The sequence below is a fragment of the Caballeronia sp. AZ10_KS36 genome, assembly GCF_023631105.1.
In the GTDB taxonomy this organism is placed as follows: domain Bacteria; phylum Pseudomonadota; class Gammaproteobacteria; order Burkholderiales; family Burkholderiaceae; genus Caballeronia.
Window position 1 is genome coordinate 48,200 of record NZ_JALQDQ010000036.1, and the last position, 16,147, is coordinate 64,346.

Below are 16,147 nucleotides of genomic sequence, written 5' to 3' on the forward strand. Positions count from 1 at the left end.
GTCGCGGGCGCGTGGCGGCATTGAATCAACTGCTTCGTGCAATCTGCCCGCCGTAGCACACCGGTCTGACGTCGCGACGGGTACGAACGAGGGCTGGCGCAAATAATGCGGCCTACATGAGTTGGAGGCCCTATGGATCATCGAGATATTGTTGTCATTGCGGCGTCTCGCGGCGGACTTCCCGTCCTCAGGACGCTCGTGGCACAGTTGCCTGCGGACCTGGACGCCACGCTTTGCATCGTGCTGCACATCGGCAGACATCCGAGCGTCCTGCCCGAGTTGCTTTCGCGCTGGGGCTCTCATACGGCGACGCATCCGAAGCACAAGGAAGTGCTACAGCGTGGCAGAATTTACGTGGCGCCACCCGACCGTCACATGGTCTTGCGCGACGGCATGCTATGCCTGCTCGACACCGCGACGGAGAACTTCGCACGGCCCGCCGCCGATCCGCTGTTCAGATCGGCCGCCATCGAATACGGAAGCCGCGTCGTGGGCGTCGTGCTCAGTGGCGACCTGGATGACGGCGCCGCGGGCCTCGCCTCCGTGCACGCGCGGGGCGGTTACGGCGTGGTGCAGCATCCGGATGACTGCGAGGCCCCGTCGATGCCGCGCAGCGCGATAGCCGCCGGAGGCGCGGATGTCATCGCGAAGCTGGACGACCTCCCGGCGGTCCTTCTTGCGGCCGTCAAGGGGGCAAAGCGGCGGAAGGAGCATTCCATGACTAATCGGCCCGACCTCGACCGCGAGGCACAGATTGCTGAGAGTGGGCTCGTCGAACCGCAGGTGCTCGACGAGATCGGACAGCGTTCGGCGCTCACCTGCCCCAGCTGCAACGGCGCCCTCTGGCGGCTGAACGACGACCGCCCGCTCCGCTACCGATGCCACACCGGGCATGCATACTCCGTGTTGTCGCTGGAAGAAGCCACCGCGCAAACCGCCGATAACGCGATCTGGAGTGCGCTGCGCGCAGTGCACGAGCGCCTGATCTTCGCGCGCGAGCGGCAGCAGTGGGCACAGCGCGCGGGCAGTGACGCGGACGTGGCCGTGGAACAGGCGCGCATCGACGAGAACGAGAAATTGGCAGAACTTTTGCGCGCCGCAGCGGGCGTTGGCGAGCCATAGAGGGCTATAACGAGCCGCGAACACGACCGTCATTTCATCGATGCACTTGGGCCTGGCGCTGACTCGGGCCCATCGTCTTCTTGCTGCGCTCCTGAAATGCGTGAATCTACCGCCATCGGCTGCTACATAGCGCGCGACTACACGGTTCGCCACGCCATACAGAGGGTGCGCCATGAAACTCGGCAAGTGGATCACGGTTGCGCTCATGCTGTTGATGACGGCATGTGCAAGTCTTCCGCCGCAAGCCGCACGCGAGCAAACACACGCCTTGACCGACACCGCGAGCACGCGGCTCGGCAGCGCCTTCGCGGCGAGCGAGGCCGCGCATCCTGGCGACAACGCGTTTCACCTGCTGTCGGACGGCATGGACGCGCTCATCGCACGCGTGATCCTGAGCGAGACCGCCGATCGCACGCTCGATCTCCAGTACTACATCTGGCACGCGGATCTCACCGGCCGCGAGATGGCCGCGTCCATCCTGCGCGCGGCCGATCGCGGCGTGCGCGTGCGTCTTCTTCTCGACGATCTCGGCACGAACGCCGACGATCAGTTTCTGCTTGCGCTCGCATCGCATCCGAACGTGCAGGTGCGTCTCTTCAATCCTGTGGCGAATCGCACGTTCAAGAGACTCGGCTCGGCAGCGGAATTCTTTCGCGTGAATCGCCGCATGCATAACAAGGCGCTCATCGCGGACAATCAGGCCGCAATTCTCGGCGGACGCAACATCGGCGACGAGTACTTCGGCGCATCGAGCACGGTCGCGTTCGGCGATCTCGATGTGCTCGTGCACGGCCCCGTCGTGCGCGAAGTGTCGAGTGCGTTCGATCTGTACTGGAATTCGGATGCGGCGTATCCAATCGAAAATCTCATGCGACGTCATGCCGACGCCGACACGCTAGCGGCCTATCGCGAGAAGCTCGATGCCTATCTTCTGTCGGAAGAGCATTCGCCTTATGTGGCGAACGTGCGCGAGCGTCTCGCGACTGTCATTCAACAGCGCGACACCTCGTTCTCATGGGGCAAGGCGACGCTGCTCTACGACGATCCCGCGAAAATCACGCGCGCGCCCGGCGATGCCGAAGGCCATCTGATCTCGCAGTTCAAGGCGCTGAAGCTGCATCCCGAGAAGGACATGCTGATCGTGTCGCCTTATTTCGTGCCGCGCGAAGAGGGCGTGCGCTGGCTTCGCTCGATGACCTCGCGGGGCGTGCGCGTGACCGTTCTCACCAATTCCCTCGCGGCCACGGATGTCGCGGCGGTGCACGCCGGCTATCGACGCTATCGCAAGGAGATGCTCGAAGCGGGCGTGCGCTTGTATGAGCTGAAGCCGGTCGCATCGACCGACGAGCACGAAAGTACGAAGAAATCGACATTCGGTTCGTCGAAGGCGTCGCTGCATGCGAAGACCTATGTGTTCGACCGCACGCGCATTTTCATCGGTTCCATGAACCTCGACCCGCGCTCCATCGAGCTGAATACGGAGATCGGTGTCTATTGCGAAAGCGCGGCGGCGGCCGGACAGGTGGCGGACGGTATCGGCGCGAATATCGATCGCATCGCGTGGCGTGTAGAGCTACAGGACGACGGTAACGGTGACACGCACATGGTATGGATCGACACCGACGCCGACGGAAGGACGACGCTGCTCGACAGCGAGCCGGGCGTGTCGGCGCTCAAGCGCGCGGGCGTCTGGATGCTCGGCATTCTGCCGATAGAATCGCAACTGTGATTCATCGCGAATGACGTCCCGCGCGATGCGACGTTGCGCGCATGACATGCCGATGGTATCTATGCAAGTGTGGCATGTTCGCGAGAGGCATCGACATGACCTTGCACGTTACACGGCTTGCGTCGCGAGGCTCGGACCGCAGCGTCCGCATCACGCGATGAGCGCGTTCGGCTGGCTACGCCAGCGTTTCGGTCGCTCGCGTAGCGATGCCGATTCCACCGAGGACATTCGCGAGGCGCTAGATCGCATCGCAGCAATCGCGCCGCAAGTGCGCCTCGCGAATCGCTATGAGTCGCGGCTCGGGCCGCTCGTTCGCGGGGCGCTCCGTTATGCGCGCGAGCTCGTCGACGCGCTTCCCCCGCCGCGCGATGCGACGCCTTCCGCCTGGGCCGACGACGCCTATCTGCGCGCGATGTTCGCGACCTCGGAAGACATTACGAGCGTCATCGGGCAATCGCACGATCTGCGCACCTGGTTCGACGCGCATTACGCCGCGGAATACGCCTATGCCGTGCTGAGTAGCCGCCTCATCGAGCGGCGCGTGCTCGGCGTGGCCGATGAGGCCGGCGTGGTGCGCTCGGACGTGCCGCGCATCGCCGTGAGCTTCGACGACAAGCGCATGCGCATTTGCGACGAGACCGAAGCGGCGCTGAGGGATGACATCGTGCTGCGAGTCATCGAGCAACTGGCTCTGGAAGCCACGTCGCGCGTCTCGGCGCACGAGGCGCAACGCGAGGCGTTGAAGGAGACGCGCGCACTGCTCGCCGCGCGAATGCAGATGCTCGGACGGCGTGGCGCGGGCATGTCGGGCATGAGCGGCGTGTCGTCTGCATACGGGAATGCATCGACGGACGTCGCGCGACTGGAGCGCGAGATCGCCGAAAACGAGGCCGCGCTCGCATCGCTCGGTTCGCGCGCGGAAGGCGTGGAGCAGCAGCTCGGCGCGCTCGCGGACGTGCTCGGCCATCCTGCCGCGCTCATACGTGTGGATCGCAAGACGCTGCGCCTGAACCGCATGAACCTCGTCGTCGAAGCGCGCAGCGATGAGCGGGCCGCTGAACTCACGCTCCATCTCGCGCATTTGCCGATGCAGCCTCCCGAGATCCGCGCGGTGCAGCTGGTGCGCGTCGCGCGGCGAGACATGCCGGCTGCGGACGGCGCGCTCGACGATGCGGCGCGGTGGCTGATCTGAGCGCGCCCCCAGAAAGCGCAGCGACTGAGCCTGCATTCAATAAGGCCACGTCCATTCGGTGATCTCGTCCGGATCGGTGCCATGCGTATGCGCGTAATCCAGGTGGCGAATGACCGCGTTCTTCATGTCCTCCCTCAAATGCGCAGTGCTTCCGCGCAGGCGAGGCACGCGGTCGATCACGTCGATCACGAGATTGAAGCGGTCCACCTGATTGAGTATCGCGAGTTCCAGCGGCGTATTGATGTTGCCCTTCTCCTTATAGCCGCGCACGTGTAGGTTCTCGTGATTGCGAAACTTGTACGCCAGCTTGTGGATGAGCCACGGGTAGCCGTGAAAGTTGAAGATCACGGGCTTGTCCAGCGTGAACAGGCTTTCGAAGTTGCGCACGCTCGATCCGTGCGGATGTTCGGTGTTGGGCTGCATCTTGAAGAGATCGACCACATTCACGAAGCGCAACTTCAGTTCCGGCAGATGTTCGCGCAGGATGGCCGTCGCCGCGAGTGCTTCCTGCGTCGCGACGTCGCCGCACGACGCCATGACGACATCGGGCTCTTCGTTTTCGTCATTGCTCGCGCGCCGCCAGACGCCCATGCCCTTCGCGCAATGCACGATGGCTTCGTCGATCGTCATGAACTGCAAGTGCTTCTGTTTGTCCGCGACGATCACATTGATGCAATCGGTCGATCGCAGGCACTGATCGGCCACGACGAGAAGCGTATTGGCATCGGGCGGTAAATAGACTCGCGTCACGGACGGACTCTTGTTCGTCACGAGATCGATGAACCCCGGGTCCTGATGCGAGAAGCCGTTGTGATCCTGACGCCAGACCGTGGACGACAGCAGGATGGTCTCCGACGAGACGGACGCTCGCCACGGCACATGGTTCTTGCAGATGTCGAGCCATTTCGCGTGCTGATTGAACATCGAGTCCACGACATGCGCGAAAGCCTCATATGTATGAAAGAAGCCGTGACGCCCGGTCAGCAGGTAGCCTTCGAGCCAGCCGAGCAAGGTGTGCTCCGAGAGCATCTCCATGACGCGGCCGTCGCGCGAGAGTTCGCCGCCGTCTTCATCTTCGGGAAGCATGTCGGCCATCCAGACCTTCTTGCTTGCCTGATAAACCGCTTGTAGCCGGTTCGAGGCCGTTTCATCGGGACCGAACACGCGGAACGTGTCCATGTTGGCGCGCATGATGTCGCGCAGAAATTCGCCGAGCGGGCGAGTGTTCTCATGCTGGACGGTCCCCGCCTGGCCGACATCGACTGCATAGTCGCGGAAGTCGGGGAGCTTGAGCTGCTTGCGCAGCACGCCGCCGTTTGCATGAGGATTCGCGCTCATCCGCCGCGTTCCGGTCGGCGCAAGCGCGCGGATTTCTTCGCGCAGCCGGCCGTTCGCGTCGAAGAGTGTTTCCGGCTCGTAGCTCTGCATCCAGCGTTCGAGCACCGCGAGATTCGCGGGGTTCGTATGCACGTCCGAGAACGGCACCTGATGCGAACGCCACGAGCCCTCGACCTTGTGACCGTTGATCTCCTTCGGTCCGGTCCAGCCCTTAGGCGTGCGCAGCACGATCATCGGCCAACGTGGGCGTTCCGCGCCCTTGCCTGCGCGACTGTTCTCCCATATCGCGCGAATGTCGGCGGTGACGCGATCGAGTGTCTCGGCCATCTTCCGGTGCATCTGCGCATGGTCCGATCCTTCGACGAAACACGGCGTGTAGCCGTAGCCGACGAAGAGCGCCTCCAGTTCCTGATGGCTGATGCGCGCGAGGATCGTCGGGTTCGCGATCTTGTAGCCGTTGAGATTGAGGATGGGCAGCACCGCGCCGTCGCGTGCGGGATTGATGAACTTGTTCGAATGCCATGCGGTCGCGAGCGGTCCGGTCTCCGCTTCGCCATCGCCCACGACGCACGCGACGATGAGCCCGGGATTGTCCAGCACCGCGCCATACGCATGCGACAGGCTATAACCCAGTTCGCCGCCTTCATGAATGGACCCCGGCGTTTCCGGCGTCACGTGCGAGCCGATATGGCCGGGAAACGAGAACTGCTTGAAGAACTTCTGCAAGCCTTCGATATCCTCGCTCTTGTCGGGATAGACCTCCGAGTAGGTGCCTTCGAGATAGGCCGGGCCGAGCACGCCGGGCGCGCCGTGTCCGGGACCGGCCATGAAAACGACATCGAGGTCGTCGCGCTTGATGACGCGGTTCAGATGCGCCCAGACGAACGAGAGCGCAGGGCTCGCGCCCCAGTGTCCGAGCAGCCGGTGCTTGACGTGCTCCGCTTTGAGCGGCTCGCGCAGCAGCGGGTTTTCCGCGAGAAAGATCATGCCCGCCGATAGGTAATTGCACGCGCGCCACCATGCATCGATGAGCCGTAGTTCGTCGTCTTCTATCGTACTTCCTTCAGACGGATGGGTGCTGGAACGATCGTTCATCGACGTCTCCTTCAATAAGGGCGCATGGGAACGCGCGTCGTGCGTTGTCACGGGGCGTCGCGCTGCGCGAGATTCGCTAGGTCGGTAGGTGCGCTCTGTTGTGCTCGTTCTTATGCGCCTTATCGATTCGATATCATGCGATGCCGCGCTGTTCAAGATTCAAGGCGCGCGATCTCCACGATGTTTGATCTGACTGCGCAAAGAGCGCATTCAGTACTTGATCTCTCTTGCAGCCTGACGCCCATGTTGCTTCGTCTCGCGCTTGTCCTGCCGGCATTGCGCATTCGATTGCTGGTTCGCGGCGCGGCAGTCCTGTTTGGTATGCCGGGCGCTCTGGCGCGTCTCCTGGCGCACATCGCGCCCGGCGCGGCGTTGCTGCGCCTGCTGCGTCGGCAGAGCGATGTCAGGCCACGACAAGGCGAGCATGGCGGTTGCGATCGCAATGAACCTGAGTGAGCGCGCGGGCATGATGTGGACTCCGAAAGAAGGACCTACGGCGCTGGCGTTGCGTAAGCAATTCAATAAGCACGCGGAGTTCCGATGTTAGCCGCGTCGCCCGACGGGTGAACGTCATCGCGAAGCCCTTCACCCGATGCCGTGCTAGTGCATCGCGCCCGCGAGCGCTTCGGCGTCGAGGCCGACGATCAGATCGACTTCGCCGTTCGAGAGTCTTTGTGTCGCCGGGACGCCGGCGGTCGTCAGCGCCGCGTTGTCCATTCGCGATGCATCGTTCAGCAGGACGCGCAGGCGTGTCGCTGCGAGCGGTTGTAGCTTGACGATGTTCGCGCCGCCGCCCAGCGCCTCGCGAATCTTGTCGGCGCGCGCCGCATAGGCCGAATCGTTTGACGTGGACGCAGAAATCGGTGGTGGCGCAGCACTCGCCGGCTGTGCAGCGCCTGCATCGGCTTTTGCGCCCGCCGCCGGCAGATCGGCCTCGGCGCCCGCGCGCTTCAGATAGTCCTGCATGTCCGTCTTCATGTTTTCCGAGAGCGGCCCGAAGATCGCCTGCACGCCGTTGCCGACGCGCACGACGCCTGCCGCGCCCAACGCCTTGAGCCTTGCATCGTCGACGAGCGCGGGATCGTTCACCGAGATGCGCAGCCGCGTGATGCATGCATCGAGACTCTTGATGTTGGAACGCCCGCCGAACGCGAGCACGAGATCGCGAGAGCGTCCGCCCATCTCGGCCGTGCTGCCCGCGGCTGCTTCGACGGTATCGTCCTCGCGTCCCGGCGTCTTCAGATCGAAGCGCGTGATGACGACGCGGAACACGGCGTAATAGATCACCGCATAGATCGGCCCGAGAATGAAGACATACCATGCGTGGGTCGCCTTGTTGCCGATCAGGTTGAACATCACGAAGTCGATCGCGCCCTGAGAGAACGTGAAGCCCATGTGCATGTCGAGCGTATTGGCGACGAACTGCGCCGATGCCGCGAGACACGCGTGGATGAAGTACAGCACCGGCGCGACGAATAGAAACGCGAACTCGATCGGCTCCGTGATGCCCGTGAGAAACGAGGTCAGCGCGGCGGACACCATCATGCCGCCGACCGCCACTTTCTTTTCCGGCTTCGCGCAATGCCAGATTGCGATGGCGGCCGCAGGCAGGCCAAACATCTTGAAGAAATACGCACCGGCGAGAATGCCAGCGGTGTGGTCGCCCGCGAAGAAGCGCGTGATGTCGCCGTGCACGACCTTGCCTGTCGTGGGATCGAGATAGCTGCCCGCTTCGAAGAAGAACGGCACGTTCCAGATGTGATGCAGGCCGAAGGGGATCAACAGCCGTTCGACGAAACCATAGATGGTCGCAGCGGTTCGCGGATCGGACACCGCCGCCCAGTGCGAGAACGCCTTGATCGCGCTGCCGATAGGCGGCCAGATGACCGAGAGAATCGCGCCGAGCACGATCGAACCGATTGCCGTGACGATCGGCACGAAGCGCTTGCCCGCGAAGAAGCCGAGATACGGCGGCAGCGTGATGCGGTAGTAGCGATTGAACATCCACGCCGCGAGGCCGCCCGCGAGAATGCCGCCGAACACGCCGGTCTGGATAGACGGAATGCCCATGATCGTGTCGGGCTTCACGCCTTGGAACGTCGCGATGACGCCGAGCGTCGCCGTCATCACGAGAAAGCCGATGGTCGCGGCGATGCCCGACACGCCGTCGTTCTCCGTGAAGCCGAGCGCGACCCCGATGGCGAAGATCAACGGCAGGTTGCTGAAGATCACGTCGCCCGAGTTCTTCATGAGCGCGAGCACGATGCCGGGGATATAGCCGTGAAAGTCGGTGGAGCCGAGGCCGAGCAGCAACCCCGCGACCGGCAGCACCGCGACCGGCAGCATCAACGATTTGCCGACTTTCTGCACCACGCCGAAAGCGTTCTTGAACATGCTGTCTCTCCGCTTGTTCCGGTGATCGCCTCTTACCTATTCCGCGTATCGAGCGAGGAGCGCGCGCACTTCCGCCGTCGTGCCGAGGGTCAGTACCTTGGCCGCGAGCGCGCGGCATTCGTCCATCGTGAGACGCGCGAGCTGGGCCTTGATCGAGCCGATGGCCGGCACGCTGACCGACAACTCGTCGATGCCTAAGCCGGCAAGCACGGGCACGGCCATCGCATCCGACGCAATGCCGCCGCACACGCCCACCCATTTGCCGTGCCGGTGTGCGCCGTCGATGGTCATGCCGATAAGACGCAGCACGGCGGGATGCAGCGCGTCGGCTTGCTTCGCGAGCTTCAGGTGTCCGCGATCCATCGCGAGGGTGTATTGCGTGAGATCGTTGGTGCCGATGGAAAAGAAATCGGCTTCCTGCGCGAGCGGCTCGGCAATCATCGCGGCGGATGGCACTTCGATCATCACGCCGACCTTGATGCGGCTCATGTGCTCGCCGGCCTCCTCCTGCAGAATGCGCTTCGCGGCGCGCAGTTCGTCGAGAGTCGCGATCATCGGGAACATCACGTGCAGATTGCCGATGGGCGCCGCTCGCAAAATCGCGCGCAACTGCGTGCGAAAGAAGTCGGGAAACTCGAGACTCACGCGCACGCCGCGCAGGCCGAGAAACGGGTTGTCTTCCTTCGGCAGCGGCATATAGGAAAGCGGTTTGTCGCCGCCGACATCGAGCGTGCGAACGACGAGCGGACGCTCGCGGCCGAGGGCTTCTGCGACGGCGCAGTACTCGGCCGCCTGTTCGTCTTCGGAAGGCGCGGTGTCGCGATTGTCGAAGAGAAACTCGGAGCGCAACAGACCCACGCCTTCGGCGCCCGCCGCGACGGCATCGCGCGCTTCCTGAGCGTTGCGGATGTTGGCGACCACTTCGATGCGATGACCATCGGCGGTGACGGCCAGCTTGCTCGCGGCCGTTTGTTCCTGTGCCCGCTTCAACGTCTGCCGCTGGATGCGCTCGCGCGCCTTTTTCAGGTCGTCGGCGCCGGGATTGCGCCGCAGGCTGCCACGCGAGCCGTCGAGCACGACGAGCGTGCCGTCGGGCAACTGCAACGCGCTTTCGTCGATGCCGCAGATGGCCGGAATGCCGAGCGAGCGCGCCAGTATCGCGACATGGCTCGTCGCGCCGCCTGTCGTCGTGCAAAAGCCGAGCACTTTGCTCCTGTCGAGCGATGCGGTGTCCGAAGGAGAGAGTTCCTCGGCGATGAGAATGGATTCGTCCGGCACGTCGATGCGCGCCTGCTTCACGCCCGCGAGCAACGCGAGCACGCGGCGGCCGACATCGCGAATATCGCCCGCTCGTTCGCGCAGAAGCGCGTTGTCGAGCTTCTCGAGATGGCTTGCCTGCGCTTCGAACGCGGCGCGCCACGCGAAGCCCGCGCTCTTGCCGTCGCTGATGCCGGCGATCGCGGCGTCGTTGAGATCGGGATCGCCCAGCAGTTCGAGATGAGCATTGAGTATCGCTGCCTTCGACGGATCGGTCAGCTTCGCCTTCAGCGCCTCGATCTGCTGACGTGCTTCATGGTGCGCCGCGTCGAGCCGTGCGCGCTCGCGTTGCGGCGATTCGCCCGTCTCGGCCACGTCGATGACTTCGCGGCGGAACTGCACGATCTTGCCGACCGCGAGTCCCGGCGACGCCGAGACGCCGGTGAACTCGTTCGCGTCGGCAGGCGCGGCGCGTGGCGGCGCGGCTTCGCTTGCAATGGCCGGAGCGGCGGGCGCGGGCGCTTCGCCGGGCTTTTCGCCGGAACCTGACACGAGCAGGCGCGCGAGCGCGGTCACGGCTTCATTCGCATCGGGCCCTGCGGCTTCGACACGCAGCTTGTCGCCGAAGCTCGTCGCGAGCGCCATCAGCGCGACCACCGACTTCGCGTTCGCGCTGTCGCTGCCGCGCATGACGCGAATCTCGGACGTGTATTTCTTGGCTTCGGCGGCGAATACGGCGGCCGGCCGCGCATGCAGGCCCTGCGGGTTCGGGAGCGTGACTTCATCGGATACGGCCTGCCCGCCTGCGTCGCGGCTCGCGTTGTCTTTCGTCGGCGAGACGAACTCGACACGAAGCGCGACGTCCGTGCCCGCCGTGACGATGCCCGTGGCGGGTTCGTAGCGGGTGACGAGTTCGCCGTTCGCGATGACCATTTCCGTGAGCAGACTCACGGCCTTTGCGCCGACGACGAGCGGATCGAAGCGAATCAGCGGCTGGCCGGTGACGACGGTATCGCCTTCCTTCACGAGCGGCGTGAAGCCTTCGCCGCGCAGCATCACCGTATCGAGACCGATGTGAATCAGCACTTCGAGCCCGCAGTCGCCCGTCACGGTCGCTGCATGACAGGCGCGATGCAGTTGCGTGACCTTGCCGGCGAGCGGGGAGAGCAATTCGTCGGAAGTCGGATCGATCGACACGCCGTCACCGACCATCTTCTGAGCGAACACCGGATCGGGCACCGTATCGAGTCGGACCATGACGCCAGAGATAGGCGCCATCAGCTCGATTCGCTCTAAACGTCGCGGAGCTTTCATGTGAAGGACTCCTTGTCCCCTGACTGCACGAGGTCAATAGATAAGACGTCTGCGCAAAGTTGCTCAAGGATCATTTGCCTACGATGAATCATAGGCAAACGAAGAGTGAATCGCCGAATTATGTGGTGAGGCTTTGATCTGATGCAGATGACCTCGAATTGATTCAATCCGCGGAAGGCATGCGGGAATTGAAACGTCATTAGCAAGGCGACCTGATTGATCGAATTAGGTGATTAGCGAATAGAGTTTCGAGGACGTGAGTTGAGTTGTCGTCAACTGGGTATCTTGGCGTCGATGATGCGTTGCGCTGCACTGAGCGCGCTTGACAGAGCTTCGTCCTCCGTGCGGAAGACAGTATGTGTTTCGGAGACCAGCCGAACCGGTACGCCCACAGGCCGCTTGGGTTCAGCGGTGCAAACACTTACTACGGCAATGAACCCGACTGGATCGCTGAATTCTGCCTTGTGCGACACGGCTCTGACTGGCTCGAGCTGAATCGTGATCTCGAACCCTCGATAAGGATAGCTTCGCTGCATCGATTCGCTCCCGAAAGTTCTTTCAATTGCAGGTGCGCATACCGCCTGACAGAGAGCGGTAACGACCGCATCTGCCGATGCGAAGGCATTCTACTTCTTCGGAATGTCTATGAGCAGCGGGCTAGGGTTTGTGCTAGGCCCAGGGCGAGGCTGCGATCCGATGGTGGCGCGTATTCATGGAGGTTTCTGTTCGAAGGACTGACGGCTCGGCGAACGGGACGGCCGACCGCTTGCATCGCTTGCCATCGATGGAGATGTTGCGAGCGGAGTGGCGCACCTGCGTTGGTTCATCGCGGACGACGCGTTGCGCGGTACTGGAATAGGCAGGCAGCTCATGACGCGCGCCATGAACTTCGTCGACGCTCAGTTCTCCGAAACGTACCTTTCCACCTTCAAGGGTCTGGACGCAGCGAGGCACCTGTATGAATCCTTCGGCTTCCGGCTGTGCGAAGAAGCTCAGGGTACGCAATGGGGAACGAGCGTCACGGAACAACGGTTCGTTCGTCGGACGGCCTGACTCTAGCGGCCGCACCGCTCGCCGGAGCGGTGACTCGAGTTCTTCTCACGGGAGTTGGTCGTCCGCGCAAGCCAGCAACCGTCGCCGTCAATGCGACATCAAAACCGGAACGGTCATCGACGCAAGAAAGGTCCGCGTTGCGCCGCCGAGCACGAGTTCCTGCCAGCGCGCGTGGCCGTAACCGCCCATCACGACGAGGTCCGCGCCGATATCGGCGGCACGCGAAAGCAACATCTCGCCGGCCTGCGCGTTGCTGGGCGCCTTGTTCGAAGACACCTCCACCGACACGCCGTGCCGCGCGATACATGCCGCGATATCCGCGCCGTGAATGCGTTCTTCCTGTGCATGGTCGGAAGCGGTATCGATCGTCGCGACGGTCACGCGCTCCGCAGCCTTCAAAAGAGGCAGCGCGTCGTGGACGGCGCGCGTGGCTTCGCGGCTGCCGTCCCACGCGACCATCGCATGCGTGCCGATCGTCGCAAAGAAGCCCGTATAGGGAATCAGCAGCACGGGCCGGCCGGCGGACATGACGAGCGTTTCCGGAAAATGATCGCCTACGTAGGAGTCCGGATCATTCGGATCATCCTGGCTCGCGACCACCAGATCCACGCACCGCGCATAGTGCGGCACGCACACTGTCGCGCGCTCGTCGCTGGTGATCCATTCGCCCGATACACCGGCGCGCGTCAACTCCGCATGAAAGAGGCGCTCGATCGCAGCGCGCTGCTCGCGCCGCAATGCCGCATGTTGCGCGTAGTAGTCGGCCGTGCCTGCCATCACGGTGAAGACGCGCGGCGGTGGCTCGAACACCGCGAAGAGGCCGATGACATAAGCGTCGAAACGCCTGGCGAGCGCAAGCGCGCTTTCCAGTCGCGGATGCGCGCGCACACTGGTGTCGAGATGCACGAGGATCGTCTTGTAGCTCATCGCATGACTCCCTGATTCGCGGGATCGAAGGCCCTCAGTCTATGCAGGCGTTTCATCCGGACGCTTGACTCAGATCAACCGGCGCCGCGCGGCGCATCGGTTCGGCTCTGCTTGATGCAGATCAAGAGCCGCCGAATCCGTGCGCATACAGTGGCTCGGTCCACGCCACACGCCATGCCACGCACAGGAGTTCGTTACATGAAAGCGCTCGTCTATCACGGTCCCGGAGAGAAGTCGCTCGACGAACGGCCGTCGCCCAGGCTCGTCAGTGCAACGGACGCGATCGTGCGCGTGACGCGCACCACCATCTGCGGCACGGATCTGCATATTCTCAAAGGCGACGTGCCGACGTGTCAGCCGGGGCGCGTGCTGGGGCACGAGGGCGTCGGCGTCGTCGAAGAGGTCGGTGCGGCGGTCGCCGCGTTCAAGCCGGGGGATCGCGTGCTGATCTCGTGCATCTCGTCGTGCGGAAAGTGCGACGCCTGCCGGCGCGGCATGTACTCGCACTGCGCGACGGGCGGCTGGATACTCGGCAACAAGATCGACGGCACACAGGCCGAATACGTGCGCATTCCGCACGCGGACACGAGCCTGTACCGCCTGCCTGCAGGCGTGGACGAAGAAGCGCTCGTCATGCTCTCCGACATTCTCCCGACCGGCTTCGAATGCGCCGTGCTCAACGGCCGCGTGCAGCCGGGCAGCACAGTGGCCATCGTCGGCGCGGGACCCATCGGCCTCGCGGCGTTATTGACCGCGCAGTTCTACTCGCCGGCGCAGATCATCATGATCGACCGGGACAGGAATCGGCTTGAGGTGGCGCGCACGTTCGGCGCTACGGCATGCATCGACATTTCGCGGAGCGATCCGGTGGCCGAGACCTTGCGTCTGACGGATGGCGCAGGCGTGGACTGCGCGGTGGAAGCCGTCGGCGTGCCGTCGACGTTCGAGCTGTGCGAGGCGATCATCGCGGCGGGCGGGACCATCGCGAATGTGGGCGTGCATGGCGTGAAAGCCGACCTGCATCTCGAAGCCTTGTGGGACCGCAACATCACGATCACGACGAGGCTCGTCGATACCGTCAGCACGCCGATGCTGCTGAAGACGGTGCGCGCGGGACGTCTGCAGCCGAAGCAGCTGATTACGCACCGCTTCACGCTCGACCGCGTGCTGGACGCATACGACACCTTCGCGCGCGCCGCCGATACGGGCGCGCTCAAGGTCATCATCGAAGTCGCGTAGGTGGATCGTGGAGAACGGACATGTCAAAGGTGCTCGTGGTTTGCTATTCGCGAACCGGCAAGACGCGCGCATTGGGCGAGGCGCTCGCCGCCCGCCTGCAGGCGGATCTGGAAGTCATCACGGAGCCGGTGGATCGGTCCGGCGTGCTGGGCTTTGTGCGCGCCATCTTCGATACCGTCTTCGCCCGTCCCGTGCAGTTGCATGCCGGCTGTCGCGACGCTACGGCATATGAGCTCGTCGTCATCGGCACGCCGGTCTGGGCCGGCACCGTCAGCGCACCGGTGCGCGCGTGGCTCGCGCTCAACCGGCGCAAGCTGCCGTACGTGGCGTTCTTCTGCACCGAGAACGCGCGGGGCGAGACCACGGCGTTCAGAAACATGGCGACGCTCGCGGGCAAGCAGCCCGTCGCGCGTTGTGCCATCAAGCAAGGTCTGCCTGCGGACGATGCGCGCCGCCTCGTCGATGTCTTCGTGGATCGCATCGAACGCAAGCTCACGCGAATCGATCAACTCGAATGGGCCGCCTGAGCGGTGACTTGCGCGCGCCGGGGCGCGACGCTCACGAACACGACCGCGCCATGACGGAGTGGCCGTGTGCGTTGAGTCCGCAAGGCGTCGATCCTCACGACGACCCCGCCGCCGTGCGCACCTGGCAATGGTTGCGCTGGCTGATGCCCGGCGCGATGCTGCTTCTCATACCCGCCTTCTACCTCGGATTGACCGGGCCCGCCACGGCGCTGGCCGCTTCGCGCAGCCTGTATCTGGCCGCGGGCCTCGCTTGCGTGTGCGTGCTCGGGCGCATGCTTGCATTGAGCCGTCATCCGGCGCGCTTCTTGTGCCGCAACGCAATGGATGCGGGCATCGCGCTCGCCGCGCTGTCGAGCGTCTTCGGCGGCGCGACGCCGTGGTCCGCGCCCGAGTGGATGCTGCGGCTCGGGTTCATGTCGGTCGTGGCCGTTCGCATTTTTCTCGCGTTGCAGGCGCTTATCGTGCCGGGCCGTCTCGTGCTGCTAATGGCGTTCGGCGCGACGGTGCTCGCGCTCGCGGGTGCGGGCTTCTACTGGCTGGAGCCGCGTGTCCACACCTATGCCGAGGGTCTGTGGCTCGCGTTCGAGAGCAGCGCGACCGTGGGGTACGGCGACATCGCGCCGACTACGCCCGCGTCCCGCGTATTCGCCGTATTCGTGGTGCTGCTCGGATACGGAATGCTCTCGCTCACCTTCGCGAGCATCGCTGCGCTCGTCATCGGCGGCGAAGAGAAGCAGCTTCGACGAGACATGCACAAGGACATCAAGCGTCTCGAACGCGAGATGGCGCTGATGCGCGACGACGTGCGCCTGCTGCGCGATGCGCTCACGGACCGCACGGCCGAGCCGGTGCGACACGAGCCCGCGCATGAGGGACGCAGAACACGGATACGGCCCGGCACGGAGGCGGACACATGACGGCTGCTTCGTCGCGTAATCTCGGTACCTGCTGATTAGCGAT

General features: G+C 63.9%; 11 protein-coding genes and 1 pseudogene. 7 read left to right on the top strand and 5 right to left on the bottom strand.

Features of this window, described 5'->3' with window-relative positions:
- Positions 1-132 precede the first annotated feature (132 nt).
- The 3 genes from NCR35_RS22150 (at position 133) to NCR35_RS22160 (ending at position 4,043) form a co-directional block, all read left to right on the top strand.
- Positions 133-1,122: a chemotaxis protein CheB gene (locus NCR35_RS22150; protein WP_250536095.1), complete on the top strand. Its 990-nt coding sequence runs from the start codon at positions 133-135 to the stop codon at positions 1,120-1,122.
- Positions 1,123-1,294: 172 nt separating this feature from the next.
- Positions 1,295-2,851 (top strand): phospholipase D family protein, encoded by a 1,557-nt coding sequence (locus NCR35_RS22155; RefSeq protein WP_250536096.1) that lies wholly within the window; start codon positions 1,295-1,297, stop codon positions 2,849-2,851.
- A 157-nt stretch (positions 2,852-3,008) separates the two neighbouring features.
- Positions 3,009-4,043 (top strand): hypothetical protein, encoded by a 1,035-nt coding sequence (locus NCR35_RS22160; RefSeq protein ID WP_250536097.1) that lies wholly within the window; start codon positions 3,009-3,011, stop codon positions 4,041-4,043.
- 36 nt (positions 4,044-4,079) lie between these two features.
- On the opposite strand, the gene NCR35_RS22165 is transcribed toward NCR35_RS22160, so the two are convergent.
- The 4 genes from NCR35_RS22165 to ptsP form a co-directional block, all read right to left on the bottom strand.
- On the bottom strand, positions 4,080-6,476 hold the full coding sequence (locus tag NCR35_RS22165; protein ID WP_250536098.1) for a phosphoketolase family protein: 2,397 nt from the start codon (positions 6,474-6,476) through the stop codon (positions 4,080-4,082).
- Positions 6,477-6,686: 210 nt separating this feature from the next.
- The gene (locus tag NCR35_RS22170) at positions 6,687-6,902 is read right to left on the bottom strand and encodes a hypothetical protein (protein WP_250536165.1); all 216 of its coding nucleotides are present in this window, start codon (positions 6,900-6,902) and stop codon (positions 6,687-6,689) included.
- 174 nt (positions 6,903-7,076) lie between these two features.
- Positions 7,077-8,870, bottom strand: a complete 1,794-nt coding sequence (gene ptsG, locus NCR35_RS22175) for a PTS glucose transporter subunit IIBC (RefSeq protein WP_250536099.1) — start codon at positions 8,868-8,870, stop codon at positions 7,077-7,079.
- A 36-nt stretch (positions 8,871-8,906) separates the two neighbouring features.
- Positions 8,907-11,441, bottom strand: a complete 2,535-nt coding sequence (gene ptsP, locus NCR35_RS22180; protein ID WP_250536100.1) for a phosphoenolpyruvate--protein phosphotransferase — start codon at positions 11,439-11,441, stop codon at positions 8,907-8,909.
- A gap of 753 nt (positions 11,442-12,194) precedes the next feature.
- On the opposite strand from ptsP, the pseudogene NCR35_RS22185 reads away from it, so the two are divergent.
- Positions 12,195-12,494, top strand: a pseudogene (locus NCR35_RS22185) (GNAT family N-acetyltransferase); the annotation flags it as partial.
- 87 nt (positions 12,495-12,581) lie between these two features.
- Here the strand turns inward: NCR35_RS22185 and NCR35_RS22190 are convergent.
- The gene (locus NCR35_RS22190; RefSeq protein ID WP_250536101.1) at positions 12,582-13,421 is read right to left on the bottom strand and encodes a universal stress protein; all 840 of its coding nucleotides are present in this window, start codon (positions 13,419-13,421) and stop codon (positions 12,582-12,584) included.
- A 198-nt stretch (positions 13,422-13,619) separates the two neighbouring features.
- On the opposite strand from NCR35_RS22190, the gene NCR35_RS22195 reads away from it, so the two are divergent.
- Genes NCR35_RS22195 through NCR35_RS22205 form a run of 3 tightly spaced genes read left to right on the top strand, consistent with a single transcriptional unit; the run spans position 13,620 to position 16,104 of the window.
- Complete coding sequence (locus NCR35_RS22195; protein WP_250536102.1) at positions 13,620-14,660, top strand: zinc-dependent alcohol dehydrogenase family protein; 1,041 nt, start codon at positions 13,620-13,622, stop codon at positions 14,658-14,660.
- 20 nt (positions 14,661-14,680) lie between these two features.
- A complete protein-coding gene (locus tag NCR35_RS22200; protein WP_250536103.1) occupies positions 14,681-15,187 on the top strand; it encodes a flavodoxin family protein in 507 nt (168 codons plus the stop codon).
- On the top strand, positions 15,175-16,104 hold the full coding sequence (locus NCR35_RS22205; protein WP_250536104.1) for a potassium channel family protein: 930 nt from the start codon (positions 15,175-15,177) through the stop codon (positions 16,102-16,104). The genes NCR35_RS22200 and NCR35_RS22205 overlap by 13 nt, the downstream gene beginning before the upstream one ends.
- Positions 16,105-16,147 lie beyond the last annotated feature (43 nt).

Bases quoted from the DNA above. Each gene is read 5' to 3' on its own strand.
- NCR35_RS22150 (WP_250536095.1), top strand. From the start codon at position 133: ATGGATCATCGAGATATTGTTGTCATTGCGGCGTCTCGCGGCGGACTT.
- NCR35_RS22155 (WP_250536096.1), top strand. From the start codon at position 1,295: ATGAAACTCGGCAAGTGGATCACGGTTGCGCTCATGCTGTTGATGACG.
- NCR35_RS22160 (WP_250536097.1), top strand. From the start codon at position 3,009: ATGAGCGCGTTCGGCTGGCTACGCCAGCGTTTCGGTCGCTCGCGTAGC.
- NCR35_RS22165 (WP_250536098.1), bottom strand. From the start codon at position 6,476: ATGAACGATCGTTCCAGCACCCATCCGTCTGAAGGAAGTACGATAGAA.
- NCR35_RS22170 (WP_250536165.1), bottom strand. From the start codon at position 6,902: ATGCTCGCCTTGTCGTGGCCTGACATCGCTCTGCCGACGCAGCAGGCG.
- ptsG (WP_250536099.1), bottom strand. From the start codon at position 8,870: ATGTTCAAGAACGCTTTCGGCGTGGTGCAGAAAGTCGGCAAATCGTTG.
- ptsP (WP_250536100.1), bottom strand. From the start codon at position 11,441: ATGAAAGCTCCGCGACGTTTAGAGCGAATCGAGCTGATGGCGCCTATC.
- NCR35_RS22190 (WP_250536101.1), bottom strand. From the start codon at position 13,421: ATGAGCTACAAGACGATCCTCGTGCATCTCGACACCAGTGTGCGCGCG.
- NCR35_RS22195 (WP_250536102.1), top strand. From the start codon at position 13,620: ATGAAAGCGCTCGTCTATCACGGTCCCGGAGAGAAGTCGCTCGACGAA.
- NCR35_RS22200 (WP_250536103.1), top strand. From the start codon at position 14,681: ATGTCAAAGGTGCTCGTGGTTTGCTATTCGCGAACCGGCAAGACGCGC.
- NCR35_RS22205 (WP_250536104.1), top strand. From the start codon at position 15,175: ATGGGCCGCCTGAGCGGTGACTTGCGCGCGCCGGGGCGCGACGCTCAC.